Genomic DNA, 14,299 nt, shown 5'->3' with positions numbered 1-14,299 from the left:
GCCGCAGGAGTCCCGAACGGTAACTGCGATATCAGACGGGGGAATTCATGCACTTTTCCGTTCTCGGACCGGTGGAAATACGCGGGGGCCGGGGGGCTTGCGAACCTGCCGCACCCATGAGCCGTCAGGTGCTGTCACTGCTGCTCGTCCGCGCCAATCAGGTGGTGCCGCTGGAGAGTCTGGTGGAGGAACTGTGGGGCGAGACTCCCCCGAAGCTGGCCCGGAAGACCGTCCAGACGTACATCTACCACGTACGCAAGGCGCTGCGGGAGGGCGGCGGGGAAAGCTCGTGGGTGGAGACGGAGCAGCGCGGGTACCGGCTTCGGGTCGGCAAGGGGCAGCTGGACCTGTGGCGCTTCCAGGAGCTCTGCGCCGAGGGGCGGGCCGCACTGAGCGCGGGACGAGCCGGCCCGGCCTCCGACGCCTACCGTGCGGCACTCGCGCTGTGGCGCGGACCGGCCTTGTCCGGCACGGCGGCCGGGGTGCTGCTCTCGGCGCATCAGGCCAGGCTGGAAGACCTTCGCATGGCGGCCCTTGAGCAGCGGATCGAGGCCGACACGGCACTCGGCAGACACCGTGAGCTGCTCAGCGAACTCAAGGGTCTGACGATCGACCATCCGCTCAACGAGGTGCTCGCCGGCCAGCTCATGCGGGCTGCAGCGCACTCGGGCCACCGCCAGGTGGCGCTCGACGCCTACCGGCGACTGCGCACGGCGATGGTCGGTGAACTCGGCATGGAGCCGTCGGCGGAGATCAGGGATCTTCAGCGGGGCGTCCTGGAGGATGCCCTGGTGCCCGAACGCCGCCCCGACGTCCCGGTCGAAGAGGCGGTACGAGCCATCGTGCCCGCCGAACTCCCGCCCAGGAGAGCCGACTTCGTCGGGCGCGGGCCGGAGGTGGCGGAGATCGTCGCGGCGGGCGGCCCGAGCAGCGCAGCAGCGAGCACGCCGCCTGCGGTACGGGTGGTCGTGGTGACGGGCGGAGTCGGAATCGGCAAGACCGCGACGGCGGTTCAGGCCGCCCACCTGTTACGGCCCCACTATCCCGGCGGCCAGCTCTTCGCCACGCTGCACCGTCCCGACGGCACGCCGGTCTCCGGCCGGGACGCGCTGACCTCGCTGCTCCTGTCGTCGGGACATCCGGGCCGGCGCCTGCCGGAGGCGGTGGAGGACCTGGCGCGGCTCTTCCGGAGCTGGACGTCGGAGCGCCGGATGCTGGTGGTGCTCGACGACGCGCTCTCGCGCGGGCAGGTGCTGCCGCTGCTGCCCAGCAGCCCGGACTGCGCGGTGGTCGTCACCTCGCGCTGGCGCCTCGACGGCCTGCCCGGTGCGGTGACCCGCGTCCCGCTCAAGGGGATGAGTGCGGACGAGGGAGTGGCACTCCTCGGCATGGCCGCCCCTGCGCGGTGCCTCGCGCGGGAGCGGTCGGAGGCGGCGGAGCTGGTCCGGCTGTACGACGGGCTGCCGCTGGCCATCCGTGCGCTGGGAGAGCGGCTTGCGGCTCGGTCGGATCTGCTCGTCCGCGACCTGCTGTGCCGCGCCCGGGAGGTCACCCAGAGGCTGACCCTTCTCCAGGGCCCGCAGCGAGACTCCCTCGTGCGGCTCGGCAACGCCCATCTCAGGCTGCCGGAGGCCGAGCGGGAGCTGCTGTCCCTGTTGTGCCGGCTGCCAGGACCGGTGCGTGAACCGGAACTGCTGCGGGCCATGGCGCACTCCGGTCAGCGGACAGGGGAGTTCAACCGCCTGGTGGAGTCCCTCGTCGCGTCGAACTCCGTGGAACTTCACACGTGCCGCGAGGGGCTGACGTTCACCGTTCCCGTCCTGTCCCGGCTGGCTCTCTCCGCGCACGTACGGGTTCCCGGCCGTGCGCCGTTGCGCGAGGTCGCGGGCGGTGCGGCGAAGCGGAAGGTGCCCGGCCGCGCGGTGCTGGCGGGGACACCCGGGTGAGGGGCGGGCGAGAGCACGTGTACGAACGAGGCGGCAAATATGAACCATGCGGTTCAATAAAATGTCTACTGTGGTTGCGAACTGGGCTCCGGAATCCCTAAGTTGAACCCGACGCGACGCTGCGTCATGCAACGAGAGCTGGGAGATCCGCGTGAAGCACATCGTGGTCCAGGGCGGCACCGACGGGATGGGCAGGGCCATCGCCCTCGCCTACCTGAAGCGCGGCGACGCCGCCGTCATCATCGGACGCGATCAGCGGAAGGGGGAGTCCTTCCTCGCGGCTGCCGAGGAGATCGGCGCCGGCGCACGGGCCTCCTTCATCCGCGCCGACCTGAGCCTGATCAGCGAGAACGAGAGAGTCATCCGGCAGATCACCGCGGACCTTCCCGCCGTCGACGCCCTCGTGCTGTGCGCCCGGCACTTCCTCGCCCCGCGACGGGAGACGGCCGAGGGCTACGAAGCCACCCTCGCGCTCTTCTACCTGAGCCGCTATCTCCTCAGCTACGGACTGCGCGACGTACTGGAGAAGGCACCGCAGCCGGTCATCATGAATGTGGCGGGGCCCGGCTCACCGGTCGGTGAAATCCACTGGCACGACCTGGAATTCACCCGGGGTTATGACGGGGTCGATGCCCAGATGCAGGGCGGCAAGGCGAACGACCTGCTCGGTGTCGCCTTCGCGGACAAATACGGCGCCATCGCGCGGACCCGGTACGTCCTGTTCAACCCGGGCAGCGTCTCCTCCAGCTTCTCCGGCGAATACGACGCGCCCACCAGGGCGCACGTCGAACGGCTGAAGAGGATCGCGAAGTCGCCGGAGACGGCGATCGTGCCGGTCATGGCGTGCCTGGACGCTCCGCCGGCCGATCCGGTGACCGCGTTCGTGGAAGGGTGGCAGATGAGCCTGGACGACGCGTCCTTCGACCTGAACGACGCGCGGAGGCTCGATGCGAAGACCCGGGAGCTGCTCTCCCGCTGACCGGCCCTGGCCGGACGTACCGGCCGACGATGTGGAGTTGTCATGACGCAGCGCTCTTCGAACCCGCCGATGCCGGCGGCCCGGGACGATGACCCGGTCCGCGGCATCGAGGCGGACGCGGGCGGCCTCACCCTCTCCGGGCTGCTGGCCCTTCCGGAGGCATCCGTCCCCCGCGCCGTGCTGGTCGCGCTGCACGGCGGCGGCATGCGCGCCGGCTACTTCCACGGGCGGGCCGATCCGGCCGGTTCCCTGCTCTCCCTCGCGGCCTCCCACGGGTACGCGGCGCTCGCCCTGGACCGGCCCGGGTACGGGGCGTCGGCGCGGCAGGTCCCCGACGGAACGGGACTCGCCGAACAGGCGGTCCGGGTACGGCAGGCACTGTCCGACTACGCGCGCCGCCTTCCCACAGGGGCGGGGTTCTTCCTGGTCGGCCACTCCCTGGGCGGGAAGGTCGCCTTGTCCACCGCGGCAGGCTGGAACGACGGCGGACTCCTGGGAGTGGACGTCTCCGGCATCAGCGACCGCTGGGCCGTCGAACCCGGGCTGCTGACCGGGTCCGGCGGCCGCCGCTCCCGTGGCCTGCACTGGGGCCCGCTGTCCCTCTACCCGCCCGGCACCTTCCGGCTCGCCCAGTATCTGGTCGCGCCGATTCCCGGCAAGGAGGCGGCGGAGATCCCGGACTGGCCGCGCAGATACGCCGAGCTGGCGTGCACCGTACAGGTCCCGGTGCGCTTCACCTTCGCCGAACACGAACGCTGGTGGCGGTGCGATGCGGCCACGGTGGAGGCGATGGCGGCACGGCTGGCGTCACCCGTGGTACGCACCGCACACCTGGCGGGCGCGGGACACAACATCAGCCTGGGGCGGGCGGCCCGCAGCTACCATCTGCGGGTCCTGGCCTTCCTGGAAGAGTGCCTGACGGGCCGGGAGACCAGCTGTCCGGCGCCGGCCCGGGACGGCGGCGCTTCCCCCAAGGCCGCACCTTCAGGCCCGTCCCGCTGAGGCCGCGCGCCTCGGCGCCGGACGCCGGGGGCACCGCACGGGCCCGCACGGCGCGGCTCATATCTGCACCAGACGGAACCCGACGCCCCGGACGGTCAGTATCCAGTCGGGCGACCCGAGCTTCCGGCGCAGGCTGGTGATGTGGGTGTCGATCGTGCGGCTGCGGCTGATGTCGGTGTCGTGCCAGATGCGCTGGAGGATGTGCCGCCGGGGGACGACCTCGCCGGGAGGGGACGCCAGCACCTGGAGCAGCTCGAACTCTTTACGGGTGAGCGGAACGGTGCGTCCGTGCAGTTCCACGGTACGCGTGGCCTGCTGGATGACCAGGGGGCCGAGTTGCATGCTCGGTGCGGCTTCGGGCTTGGGGCGGGCCCGGCGCATCACGGCGTCGACCCGTGCTAAGAGTTCGCGGAAACCGTACGGCTCGACCAGGTAGTCGTCCGCGCCCGCCTGGAGGCCCAGCACGCAGTCCAGTTCGCTTCCGTGGTCGGTCACCGCGAGGACCGGCGTATCGCTCGCCGTGGCGATGGACCGGCAGATTTCCAGCCCGTCGATGTCGGGGAGATCGAGGTTGAGGATCACGACGTCGGCGTCGAGGTGTTCACGGAGTGCCGCTGCTCCCGTGGTGACCGCTCTGGCCTGATGTCTGTGACGTTGAAGACTGCGTGTCAGGTCCTGCGCGGAACGTTCGTCACTGTCGACGACGAGGATGCGCCATGTGCCGGCCGGGGCGACGTTGGGATGGCGGGAGAGGGCGGGAGCGAAGTGCTGCGGAACCGGTCGTGATGCCTGCATGTTCTCTCCTGTGTGTCGCGTATGGGGCCACGGGCAGCCCGGCGGTGGGTGTGAGCGCAGCCAACGCCCCTTGTTGTGGGTATACGCGACAGATCGGGCAGGCCCCCCGTCTGACCCCCCGTTAACTTCTGCCCCAAGAAGCCTGGCCTGTGCAGCACGGCTGAATGCAGTCGATAGCACCAAAGTTGACCTGGAAGAGCAGCTGTCACACCGCGTTCAAGCCATCCGGCGGCCGCGGGTGAGGCCCTGTACGCCCAACGGCTTCCCGGCTGACCCGATGGCCGACAAATCTTCCCCTGACCGGTTGGCCGCCACATAACGGTCTACTGTGGCGTCGCGCGGACGGTGCGGGCGGCAGCGCCTCACTCCGCGCCACCGTGAAGGTACGCCAAGTACGCCTGCTGGGCGTCGAGTCGAGGGTGGGGTTGCATGACGAGTTCTCGAATGGGCCGTCGGGGCCGGATGGCCGCGTACGGCATAGCAGGTGCGGTGCTGGCGCCGCTGCTGGCCGGGCTTCAGGCCGTGCCCGCGCAGGCGGCTTCCTCGTCGTCGTCCTGGTGCGGCGGTCTTCGGGGCCCGTACCAGAAGCAGGCCGAGAAGTTCCTGGGGCGCAAGGCCGACGGCCGGCAGTCGGTCGGGGACTGCCGGGCGATCCGGTCGTTCCAGGTGGCGCACGGCATCTACCCGCAGTACGGCTACGCGGGACCTGCCACCTGGAAGGTGATGCAGGTGGTCAAGAAGCAGCAGAGCGCGTGGAAGAACCCGAACCGCGCGGGCCGGTGTCCCACCAACCGGGGGCGCATCGCGTGTGTCGACCTGACCCGGCAGATCAGCTGGATCCAGAACGGCCGCCACCTCGTCAAGCACCCGGTCCCGGTACGGACGGGCCGCAACGGCGACGAGACGCGCACCGGGCTGAAGAAGGTCTACTGGCGGCACAAGAACCATGTGTCGTCGCTGTACCACAGCAAGATGCCGTACTCGCAGTTCTTCGACGGCGGCGAGGCGTTCCACGCGATCAGTGGCAGCGTCTGGTCGGCGCCGGGTTCGCACGGCTGCATCAACATGAGGACGGCGGACGCGAAGGCGTACTGGAAGCTGCTGTCCGTCGGCAACCGCGTGTTCGTCTACGGGCACAAGCCCGGCACCTGAGCGGCGGCGCCCGCCCGCGGCTGAGCGCGCGGGAGACCGGGGCGCGGCGGGACACGGACGCCCGGGACCTGATGGTCCCGGGCGTCCGCGTGTGCTGTGCCGTTGTCAGTGCCGCGGGGTCTCCGTGGCCGTGACGTCGGCGGCGTTCACCAGGACGTACCGGTGGTTGAACTGGACGGTGTAGTAGCGCTTGGCGCCCTTGACGACCGTCCCGCTGGAGGGGGAGAAGTCCGCGCTGCCGACCGGGGGCTGGTCGGCGACGTAGCTCTGCCCGGCCGGGATCGCGTAGTTCTTGCCGGTCAGCGGGTCCTGCTTCGAGGGCGACATGCCCTTGGGGTACTCGGCGGGGTCCGGGTACGCGGTGCCGTACACGGGTGCGGCGGTGGCGCCGGCCGCCTTGATCAGGTGCACGCCCACGGCGGGAGTCGTGTTCTTCCCGCCGGGGTTGTGTATCCAGCCCTTCTGGCCGTCGAACCAGATGGCGGTCCAGTCGCCCTGCCGGTCGGCGACGACGAACTTCTGGCCGGCCTGGACGGTGGTGCTCCAGTCGGAGACGCGGTCGGTGCCGCCGGTCTCGTCCTTGCCGCCGTGGATGACCGGGTCGAGGACGAGCGGCGCGTCGTCCCGGGGGGCGCTGCGCACGAACAGGGCGCTCGACGGAGCCGTCACGGGACCGCAGGTCTTGACCTTGCCGGACGGGTCGTCCTCGGGGCAGACGGTGTGGGTCTGCTGGTTCTCCTCGAAGCCCGGGGTGATGGTCACCGCGGTGCCGATCGGGCCGACGCCGCGGGCGCCGTCGTCGATCGGGGCGCCGAGCACCCGCATGAAGCGGGTCCAGTCCCAGCCGTTGCCCGGATCCCAGTGCATGCCCGAGACGGTGTCGGTCGAGGGCCCCGCCACGTTGTCGTGGCCGAGGATGTGCTGGCGGTCAAGCGGCACGTGGTACCGCGCCGCCAGGTACTTCACGAGCGTCGCCGTCTGCTCGTACACGGCCGGGGTGTACCAGTCGGCGCCCTGGGCGGAGAAGCCCTCGTGCTCGATCTGGACCGCGTGGAGGTTGCTGTCGTAGTTACCGTCACCGAACGCGATGTCCTTGTTGGGCACCATCTGGGTGACCGAGCCGTCCGACGACTTCATCACGTACTGCGACGAGGCGCCGCCCGCGGTCTGGAAGGTCTTGATCGCGTTGTCGTACGAGCCCTCGGTGGTGTGCAGGATGATCTGCGTGATCTCGATGCCGTTGGCCGGGCGGTCGGACACCTGGCCGTTGGACGCCGCCGCGGGGATGAACCGGCAGGTCATCTCCGGCGGGCACTCGGCCTGGGGGGACGAGGTGTCCTTCAGCTTGAGCTTGCCGAACTGCCCGGCCGCCGGCTTCGCGGCCGGCTCGGCCTGCATCTTGACGGAGGGGCCGTTCGCGGACTTCTGCTGCGCGCCGGACGTGATGGCGGCGAAGACCTTGTCGACGTACGACGTGGCCGCCTTCTTGTCCGTCAGGCGGCTGTACTTGGCGACGGCGGCGGTCCACTGCGAGGGGTCGTCGGACGTGCCGCCGGTGAGCTGCTTCTGGTACGCGGCGAGCAGGGCGGCGCCGCCGCGGATGTTGTCCTTGCGGTCCTTCCGGAGCCGGTCGGCGGAGACGCCGGTCAGCTTCGCCGCGGTCCGCAGGGTGTGCAGTTCGGGGTGGTCGGTGAACGAGCTGAGGTCGGCGCGCCCGGCCGCGCCTGCCGCGCCGCCGGCCACCATCTTCGGCGTCACGTCGGTGAGGTTCATCAGGCCCCAGCCGCCGGTGTTGCTGTAACCGGTGTGCTGCTGCCAGCCGGACTCCTCATGGGCGACGCCCAGCAGAACGCCGAGCGGAACCTTGAACTCCGCGGCGGCTGCGGCGAAATCGGCCTGCGCGCTCGATGCCTTGGGGCCGTCCTCGTTCTGTGCCTGGGCGAGGGAGGGCAGGAAAGCGAAAGCGCCTGCGGCGAGGGTGCCGCCGAGTACTGTCGCAGGCAGCCATCGCTTTACTTTTCTCTTGTGCAAAGAATTTCCCTTCGGTGCAACGGTGCCAAGGGCGTCTTCGACAGGAGGGCCGTGCGCTCGCCCTGTGGCACCGGGTGGGGGGTGGCGTCCGGAACCGGCGTGGACACGCCGAAGCGGGCGGTGACCACCTCGACGGAGATGGCTCTCGACGCCGGTGACATCAGATCAGAAAACCCCCCGACGGCCCAGGGTGGGGTGCCATTGAGGGGCATCTGCCGTTCCGCCGGGGGCCGTCGGCGCGCCGTGGGTCCGTTCTGCGGGGTTATGGGGGGTGGAACTCCCGTGCGTGGGCGCGGGGTTCGCCGCGGAACGACCGAGCGCGCCTCCCTGCGGTGGCCGGGAGGCGCGCTCGTGGTGGCCGAGGCCCGTGGCCTCAGCGGAATGCGGGGGTTCAGGCGGGGAGGGTGCCCGACTCGGCGATGGTGACCTTCGCCTTGGTGGCGCCGCTCTGCGAGCCCAGCGACTCGATCCGGGTCACCAGGTCCTGGCCCTCGACGACCTCGCCGAACACGACGTGCTTGCCGTCGAGCCAGGAGGTGACGATCGTGGTGATGAAGAACTGCGAGCCGTTGGTGTTCTTGCCGGCGTTGGCCATCGACAGCTGGAACGGCTTGGTGTGCTTGAGCTGGAAGTTCTCGTCGGCGAACTTCTCGCCGTAGATGCTCTTGCCGCCGGTGCCGTCGCCGCGGGTGAAGTCGCCGCCCTGGAGCATGAACTCCGGGATGACGCGGTGGAAGCTGGAGCCGGCGTAGCCGAAGCCGTGCTCGCCGGTGGCCAGCTCGCGGAAGTTCTTGGCGGTCTTGGGGACGACGTCGTCGTACAGCTTGAAGACGATGCGTCCGGCGGGCTCGTTGTCAATGGTGATGTCGAAGAAGACGTTGGTGCTCATGGAGGCATTGTGGCATTCCGGCCCGCCGCTGCCCGCGGGCGGTCGGCCCGACCCGCGGGAGGGGGCGGGACTTACAGGTACATCCCGGCGTCCTGGCCGGCGTCCTGGGACGGGACGGAGGCCGGGCGGGTGCCCCGGCGCAGGGCGTACAGCTCGGCGAGGGAGGCGCCCTCGCGGCCGACCCCTTCTTCCGTGCCGAGCCAGCCGACCGCTTCGGTACGGGTCAGCGGGCCCATCTCGATGCGGGCCAGGCAGCGGCCTGGGCGGACCACCGCGGGGTGCATGCGCTCCAGGTCTTCGTTGGTGGTGACCGCCACGAGGACGTTGCGGCCCTGGCCCAGCAGCCCATCGGTGAGATTGAGCAGCCGGGAGAGCGCCTGGCCCGCGGTGTGCTTGGCCTCGCCGCGGATCAGCTCGTCGCAGTCCTCCAGCAGGAGCAGCCGCCAGCGGCCCTTGCCGGTGCTGTCGTCCTCGCCGATGGCGATGTCCATGAGGTAGCCGACGTCGTTGAACAGCCGCTCCGGGTCGAGCACGCAGTCCACCTGGCACCAGTCACGCCAGGAGCGGGCCAGGGTACGCAGCGCCGAGGTCTTGCCCGTACCGGGCGGGCCGTGCAGCAACAGCAGCCGTCCGGAGATCTCCTCGGGGACCACCTTCATCAGCGTGTCCAGCGCGCCGGCCACCGGGGCGGTGTAGTTGCCGCGGACCTCCTCCCAGGTGCCCGCCGAGATCTGCCGGCTCGTGCGGTGCGGCCCGCGGCGGGGCGAGAGGTACCAGAAGCCCATGGGGACGTTCTCCGGCTGCGGTTCCGGCTCGTCCTCGGCGCCGTCGGCCGCCTGGCCGAGCACCTTTTCGGCGAGCTGGTCGCTGACGGCGGTGACCGTCACGTCCGCGCCGCGGTTCCAGCGGGAGACCAGCACCGTGAACCCCGCGCCCTCCGCGAGGGTGGCGCTGCGGTCGTCGTCGCGTGCGGAGCGGAGCACCGTGCTGCCCGGCGGCAGCAGGGTGTGGCCGGACCTCACCCGGTCCACCGACCGGCTGCGGGAGTACGGCTGGTCGCCGTTGGCGAACCGCCCCAGGAAGAGGGCGTCCACGACGTCGGAAGGCGAGTCACTGTCGTCCATGGTCAGGCGGAGCGGCAGGGACTTCTCGGCGGCACTCGGCGGGACGGGGTCGGCACTCATGCCGCCATGATCCGCCAGACCGGCCGCCGCGTACACGGAATATCGCGACGGACGGGACGGAGGGGCGGCGTCGGGGGAACGTGGGGCGGATGGGAGTGGTGGGGGCGCCGCCGAACGGCGTACGAACACCCCCACGGATGGGGGGATTTGCCGTGAACTCTCCACGACTTTTGACATGAACGCTTCCGGTTACCCGTGAGTCCTGCTACCACGGAGTTGGCAGAGATCCTGCCTCTGGGGAGGTTCCATGAGACTGTCCCGTATTGCGGCGATGGCATCCGCCTTCTTCGTCACCCTGGCGCTCGCGCTGACCGGCGCGAGCGCCGCCGTATCCGCCGAACGACCCCTGGCCACCGGCTATGTGGCACTCGGCGATTCCTATGCGGCCGGCGTCGGCTCCGGCAGCTACGACAGCGGCAGCGGCAGCTGCAAACGCAGCACCAAGGCGTACCCCGCCCTGTGGGCCGCCGCCCATTCGCCCTCGTCCTTCGACTTCGTCGCCTGCTCCGGCGCTCGCACGGGTGACGTGACCAGCGGCCAGCTCGGGCCACTGAGCGCCTCGACCGGTGTGGTGAGCATCAGCATCGGCGGCAACGACGCCGGGTTCGCCGACACCATGACGACCTGTGCGCTCCAGGGCGAGAGCGCCTGCCTCGCCCGGGTGGCACAGGCCGTCGACTACATCGACAAAACCCTGCCGGGACAGCTCGACGGGGTGTACGGCGCGATTGCGCAGAAGGCCCCGTCCGCGCACGTGGTGGTGCTCGGCTATCCGCACTTCTACAAGATCGGCGGTAGCTGCTCCGTCGGCCTCTCCGAGAAGTCCCGCAGCGCGATCAACGGTGCGGCCGACAGCATCAACACCGTCACCGCCAAGCGCGCCGCCGACCACGGCTTCACCTTCGCCGACGTCAACTCCACCTTCGCCGGCCACGAACTCTGCTCGGGCGACCCGTGGTTGCACAGTGTCACGGTGCCGGTCGACGAGTCGTACCACCCCACCGCCGCCGGGCAGTCGGACGGCTACCTTCCGGTGTTCGGCTCCGCGGTGTAGTCCGCCGCTCGCCGCCGTGGGGGAGGGCCTGCCGTCCGGGTCCTCCCCCTGTGCGTCAACCACCAGGAACCGGGCCATGGTGGGCCAACTCGCCCTGATGGCAGCCCTGTACGGGGTGTTCCGTAGGGTGTCCGTCAACGTCATGCTGGGGCAGGTGAATCCGTTGGCCGGTCTGCACGTGTGTCCTCCAGGAGAGATAGGGTTACCCTGCCCGGGGCCGGGTGCCCTCGTAGGGTGGGGAGAGTCATGGAACAGATAACAGTGCGCAGCAGGGCGCGAGTCCCTGCCATCACATGCAAAAGCGGTGCGTCCAGTGCGCGCCTCGACCGTCATCTCGCGGTGCTGGGCGGCCCTGCCATCCCGCAGCGCGAGGCCCAGGGTGCTACCTCGCTGATGCAGGAGCTGACGGCTCGTGACCACTCGCGCACGAGGCGGAGCCGCGGCGCACGGGTGTCGCTGTTCGCGCCGCTGCGCAGGCTGCGGCGTTCGCTGTTCGGCGGCCACAGCTGACCCACGGTTGAGGCGGACACCCCGGCGACCGCGCCGTCCCGGCGTGGCGCGGCGATCCGATCGCTCGTCAGGCCCGGGGCGGCTCCCCGCCCTCACCACCCGTTCTTCGCGACGGGTGGTTTTCTTGCGTGCGGCGCCGGCCCCGGCACCCCGCCCGGCGCAGCTCAGCGGTCGGTGTGCGTGTACCTGTGGACGCAGAGCGGGATGAAGACGGCGAGCAGCAGCAGTGACCAGAGCAGCGCCGCGGTGACCGGATGGTGCAGCGGCCAGGCGGCATCGGCGGCGGCCACGGGTGCCGCGTTGCCGAACAGCTCGCGGCAGGCGGCGACGACCGAGCTGATCGGGTTCCAGTCCGCCAGGAAGCGCAGCCAGCCCGGCATGCCCTCGGTGGGCACGTAGGTGTTGGAGACCATCGGCAGCATGAACGTCAGGCTCGCGAGCTGACCGGCCGTCTCCTCGCTCTTGGCGAGCATGCCGAGGTACTGGCCGATCCACGCGGCGGCCCAGCGGAAGAGCAGCAGCAGGGCGAACGCGCCGAGCGCCGCACCCGCCGTGCCGCGCACCCGCCAGCCGACCGCGAGCCCGGCGAGCGCCAGCGGCAGCAGCCCGGCCGCCGCCACCAGGACCTCGGACGCGGTCTGCCCGAACGGCACGGCGAACCGGCTCATCGGCAGGGTGCGGAACCGGTCCATGACCCCCCGCTGCTGGTCCTGGGCGGTGGAGATCATGCCGGTGAGGATGCCGTTCGCGGCGACCGAGACGAACAGTCCGGGCACCAGGTACTCGCGGTAGTTGCCGCCGCCCGGAATGCCGATCGCGCTGCCGAAGAGGTAGCCGAACAGCACCAGCATCGCCAGCGGCGCCACCAGGGTGATGACCAGCATGCCGGGGGCGTGCCGCATGCGGGTCAGATAGCGGCCGAGCATCGCGATGGCATCGCGCGGGGAACTGCCGAGGGTGGCGGTGAGGTCGCTCATGCCGCGGTCTCCTTGTCGGTCGTGGTGCGGCGGGTCAGCCGCAGGAACACCTCGTCGAGGGTGGGGCGGCGCACCGTGGCGTCGAGCAGTGCGACCCCGGCGGCGTCCAGTTCGCGCACCACGCGGGGCAGGGTGAGCGCCGGATCGGTGGTGGCGGCGCCGGCGGTGGCCGCGGCCCGGTCGAGCACCGGTTCGCCGCCGGTGAGCGCGCCGAGCACCCGCCCGGCGTCCGGCAGCGCCTCGGTGCTGCGCACCACCACCTCGACGTAGGAGCCGATCGCGGCCTTGAGGGTGTCCGGGGTGCCGGTGGCGGTGACCGTGCCGTGGTCGATGACGACGATCTCGTCGGCGAGCCGGTCGGCCTCCTCTAGGTACTGCGTGGTCAGCAGCACGGTCGAGCCGCCACGGGTCAGTTGGCGCACGCCCTCCCAGATGGATTCCCGGCTCTGCGGGTCCAGGCCGGTGGTCGGCTCGTCAAGGAAGAGCACCGGCGGCTCGGTGAGCAGGCAGGCGGCGAGGTCGAGCCGGCGGCGCATACCGCCGGAATAGGTGCGCGACGGGCGGTCGGCGGCGTCGGTGAGTGCGAAGCGCTCCAGCAGTTCGTCGGCCCGGTGGCGGGCTGCGGCGCCGCGCAGGCCCTGGAGCCTGCCGAAGAGCCGCAGGTTCTCCCGGCCGGTCAGGTCCCCGTCGACGGAGGCGTACTGCCCGGTGAGGCCGATGCTGCGGCGGACCGCGCGGGGATCGCCTGTGACGTCGTGTCCGGCGACGCGGGCGGTGCCTGCGGTGGGGGTGCTGAGGGTGGTGAGGATGCGGACGGCGGTCGTCTTGCCGGCTCCGTTGGGGCCGAGCAGCCCGCAGATGCTGCCTTCGGGGACCGCCAGATCCAGTCCGCGCAACGCGTGGACCGCGCCGAAGCGCTTCTCCAGACCTTCACTATGTACGGCGTACGTAGAAGTCATGGCGGCACCGTACCCCACGACGTACGGTGTACGTAACTAGGATGGTGGGTGAGGTGATCGATTCATGGCAGCAAGCGGCCGCGCGGCCGGACCCGACGTGATCTGGGCGCGCCCCGAGCGCACCGGCCGTGGCCCCCGTCCCGCCTTCACCCGTGACGAGATCGCCGCCGCCGCGGTGCGCATCGCCGACGAGGGCGGCCTCGCGGCGGTGTCGATGCGCCGGGTGGCGACGGCGGTGGGCTGCGCGACGATGTCGCTGTACAACTACGTACCGAGCAAGGGTGATCTGGTCGACCTGATGGTCGATCTGGTCGGCGGCGAGTACGAGCTGCCCGCCGAGCCGTCCGGCGACTGGCGTGCCGATCTGCTGCAACTCGCCCACCAGGAACGCGCCATGATGCGCCGGCACCCCTGGCTGGCCGGTGCCGTGCTGTCGCACAACTTCCTCGGCCCCAACGCCCTGAGCTACCTGGAGTTCGCCCTCGCGGCGCTGGCGGACAGCGGGCTCGACGACGGGCTCAAGATGGAGCTGATCGCGATGGTCAACGGCACCGTCATCTCCATGGCCTCGTCCGAACTCGCCACTGCCGAGCGGGCCAAGGAGTCCGGGCACACCCTCGAACAGCACCGGGCCGCGCAGGCCGGATACCTCGCCCGGATCGTCGCCGACGGGCGCCACCCGCGGCTCGCGCGGGTGTTCGCGGACAGCAGCGTGCCCGCGGCGGACGAGGTGTTCGACCGGGTGATCGGGCGAGTGCTGGACGGATACGCGGGGTCGGCCGGGCCGGAGCCGGAGGGACGATGAGCGGCCGGGCGCGCGG

13 protein-coding genes are annotated in these 14,299 nt (G+C 70.8%); 7 read left to right on the top strand and 6 right to left on the bottom strand.

Annotated features, from left to right (window positions below; translation table 11 throughout):
• Positions 1-116: 116 nt before the first annotated feature.
• From LIU39_RS21830 to LIU39_RS21820, 3 genes are all read left to right on the top strand, one after another.
• A complete protein-coding gene (locus LIU39_RS21830; protein ID WP_264483093.1) occupies positions 117-1,946 on the top strand; it encodes an AfsR/SARP family transcriptional regulator in 1,830 nt (609 codons plus the stop codon).
• A gap of 151 nt (positions 1,947-2,097) precedes the next feature.
• Entirely contained in the window at positions 2,098-2,925 is an 828-nt protein-coding gene (locus LIU39_RS21825) for an SDR family NAD(P)-dependent oxidoreductase (protein WP_227048511.1), read from the top strand.
• 42 nt (positions 2,926-2,967) lie between these two features.
• A complete protein-coding gene (locus tag LIU39_RS21820) occupies positions 2,968-3,927 on the top strand; it encodes an alpha/beta hydrolase (RefSeq protein ID WP_227048510.1) in 960 nt (319 codons plus the stop codon).
• 57 nt (positions 3,928-3,984) lie between these two features.
• On the opposite strand, the gene LIU39_RS21815 is transcribed toward LIU39_RS21820, so the two are convergent.
• Entirely contained in the window at positions 3,985-4,722 is a 738-nt protein-coding gene (locus LIU39_RS21815) for a response regulator transcription factor (RefSeq protein WP_227048509.1), read from the bottom strand.
• 429 nt (positions 4,723-5,151) lie between these two features.
• Here LIU39_RS21815 and LIU39_RS21810 point away from each other — a divergent pair, with 429 nt between their 5' ends.
• Positions 5,152-5,874 (top strand): L,D-transpeptidase family protein, encoded by a 723-nt coding sequence (locus LIU39_RS21810; protein WP_372463996.1) that lies wholly within the window; start codon positions 5,152-5,154, stop codon positions 5,872-5,874.
• A gap of 105 nt (positions 5,875-5,979) precedes the next feature.
• Here the strand turns inward: LIU39_RS21810 and LIU39_RS21805 are convergent, their stop codons facing one another.
• From LIU39_RS21805 to LIU39_RS21795, 3 genes are all read right to left on the bottom strand, one after another.
• The gene (locus LIU39_RS21805) at positions 5,980-7,905 is read right to left on the bottom strand and encodes an N-acetylmuramoyl-L-alanine amidase (RefSeq protein ID WP_227048508.1); all 1,926 of its coding nucleotides are present in this window, start codon (positions 7,903-7,905) and stop codon (positions 5,980-5,982) included.
• A gap of 391 nt (positions 7,906-8,296) precedes the next feature.
• Positions 8,297-8,794 carry a peptidylprolyl isomerase gene (locus LIU39_RS21800; protein ID WP_227048507.1) on the bottom strand — a complete coding sequence of 166 codons (498 nt, stop codon included), beginning with the start codon at positions 8,792-8,794 and terminating at the stop codon, positions 8,297-8,299.
• 71 nt (positions 8,795-8,865) lie between these two features.
• Positions 8,866-9,978: a DUF5925 domain-containing protein gene (locus LIU39_RS21795; protein ID WP_227048506.1), complete on the bottom strand. Its 1,113-nt coding sequence runs from the start codon at positions 9,976-9,978 to the stop codon at positions 8,866-8,868.
• Positions 9,979-10,225: 247 nt separating this feature from the next.
• Here LIU39_RS21795 and LIU39_RS21790 point away from each other — a divergent pair, with 247 nt between their 5' ends.
• Entirely contained in the window at positions 10,226-11,032 is an 807-nt protein-coding gene (locus LIU39_RS21790) for an SGNH/GDSL hydrolase family protein (protein WP_227048505.1), read from the top strand.
• 246 nt (positions 11,033-11,278) lie between these two features.
• Positions 11,279-11,542 (top strand): hypothetical protein, encoded by a 264-nt coding sequence (locus LIU39_RS21785; RefSeq protein ID WP_227048504.1) that lies wholly within the window; start codon positions 11,279-11,281, stop codon positions 11,540-11,542.
• Positions 11,543-11,706: 164 nt separating this feature from the next.
• Here LIU39_RS21785 and LIU39_RS21780 read toward each other — a convergent pair whose 3' ends face one another.
• A complete protein-coding gene (locus LIU39_RS21780) occupies positions 11,707-12,519 on the bottom strand; it encodes an ABC transporter permease (RefSeq protein ID WP_227048503.1) in 813 nt (270 codons plus the stop codon).
• On the bottom strand, positions 12,516-13,478 hold the full coding sequence (locus LIU39_RS21775) for an ATP-binding cassette domain-containing protein (protein ID WP_227048502.1): 963 nt from the start codon (positions 13,476-13,478) through the stop codon (positions 12,516-12,518). The genes LIU39_RS21780 and LIU39_RS21775 overlap by 4 nt, the downstream gene beginning before the upstream one ends.
• Positions 13,479-13,542: 64 nt before the next feature.
• Here LIU39_RS21775 and LIU39_RS21770 point away from each other — a divergent pair, with 64 nt between their 5' ends.
• The gene (locus LIU39_RS21770) at positions 13,543-14,283 is read left to right on the top strand and encodes a TetR/AcrR family transcriptional regulator (protein ID WP_227048501.1); all 741 of its coding nucleotides are present in this window, start codon (positions 13,543-13,545) and stop codon (positions 14,281-14,283) included.
• Positions 14,284-14,299 lie beyond the last annotated feature (16 nt).

The sequence above is a fragment of the Streptomyces pinistramenti genome (assembly GCF_020564935.1).
Classification (GTDB): Bacteria; Actinomycetota; Actinomycetes; order Streptomycetales; family Streptomycetaceae; genus Streptomyces; species Streptomyces pinistramenti.
The sequence above is the reverse complement of the archived record's forward strand: the minus strand, read 5'-3'. Positions and strand labels throughout refer to the sequence as shown.